Annotated in this window: 2 protein-coding genes and 1 pseudogene; all 3 read right to left on the reverse strand. The window is 61.6% G+C overall.

Annotated elements, in window-relative coordinates:
- Nucleotides 1-485: portal protein (locus tag ACK4TH_RS11865; protein WP_409626728.1), on the reverse strand; the 485-nt coding region annotated here is incomplete at its 3' end.
- A 1-nt stretch (nucleotide 486) separates the two neighbouring features.
- Nucleotides 487-738: a hypothetical protein gene (locus ACK4TH_RS11870; protein WP_409626730.1), complete on the reverse strand. Its 252-nt coding sequence runs from the start codon at nucleotides 736-738 to the stop codon at nucleotides 487-489.
- A gap of 10 nt (nucleotides 739-748) precedes the next feature.
- Nucleotides 749-1341 (reverse strand): annotated as a pseudogene (locus tag ACK4TH_RS11875) (terminase); the annotation flags it as partial.

A 1341-nucleotide genomic window follows, 5' to 3' on the forward strand; every position in this document is an offset into this window, starting at 1 on the left:
GGGCCGCCGCGCTTGTCCAGCGCGGTACGCTTACGCTGCCCGATGTATTGCGGGCCGGTGCCATACACGCCGAGAGATGCGTATACTTCCGCGCTCGATTGCGTGAATTTCGACTTGGCCTGATAACGTACCTTGAACAGCAGTTCCGTCATGGCCTCGAAGTACGACTTGACCGCGCGCTGCTTGTTCAAGTAGTGGTCGGACGCTTCCAGTCCGTGCCAGCGCTGCGAACGCGGCGAAGCCAGTCTTTCGAGAATGGCGGCGTATTTGGCCAGCGCACGTACGCCCGTGTTGTCGAACGCAAAGCGTCTCGCCTGCGCGGCGCTGTTCTGGAAGTAGCTGGCCGGTCCTGTCGTGTTCCAGCTACCGAAGTGGCGCGGCATACAGTAGGCCGACGCCATCTTCCAGTCCTGTTCGTGCGGCGCACGTAGGGCCTTCGCTTCTTCGTACAGCCGTACGACATCCGACGCGCTTGGGCGTGCCATGCTAGACCTTCCCGACGCCGCCCAGCATGCGAACCGCCGCGCTGGTCGAAGCGCTGGGCACCCCCAGGCCGCCCGTCAGCATGTTCATGGCCCGCCCGCCCTGGCCGCCGTAATAGCGTTTGCGCTGGCGCTCAGCAGCGGCGGCGACTTCGTCGGACGACCGCTCGGGTGGCGGCGGCAACGGCTCGGGCGGCGGCGCGGGTTCCGGCGCAGGCGCAGGCGCGACCTTTGGCTTGCTCAGGATACCGCCCATGTCAACCCCCTCAGTAGGCGTAAACGTCGTATTCACTCTGGGCTGTACGCGACTTCGGCCGTCGTGTCAAGCTGGTATCGCGCCGTGCGACACGGGCTGCAAACGTCAACATGAGGGTGTCGGCTTTGTCCGGCGACTTCAAGCCGCGCTTTTTCATCTCAGCTTTCGGCTCCATCTTGATACGCTGTTCGTGCCTGTCGAGTGCGTACAATATGGTAGCTAGCTCGCGCGTTAACTCGGCGTCTTCCGGTAGGCAACCTTCCTTCATTATCCAGTCCCTACCGAGGGACCACAATTCGGCGCGCTTGTTAAAATACTTCGTGTGTTCGTGCGCTTCGGAACCCGGATGTACTTCGATGACCTTATATCCCTTATCACGTAGCTGGTCGATGACGCCAGCGCCGGGGCCTGTACTTTCTATCACGATGGCGTCCGGGCGTTCCTTGTCTATCTCGATAATGGCCAATTCGACAATACGCGTCGTGGCCAGCCCGTGGAACTTTTGCATCGGCCGTGATCTAAAGTCGCGGCCTTGCCGCCAGCCAAACACGGTACTGTCGTCGCCGAACCGCGCTACGTCTATTGCCATGATCAACGCGGCTC

The sequence above is a fragment of the Tepidimonas sp. genome, from assembly GCF_046292505.1.
In the GTDB taxonomy this organism is placed as follows: domain Bacteria; phylum Pseudomonadota; class Gammaproteobacteria; order Burkholderiales; family Burkholderiaceae_C; genus Tepidimonas.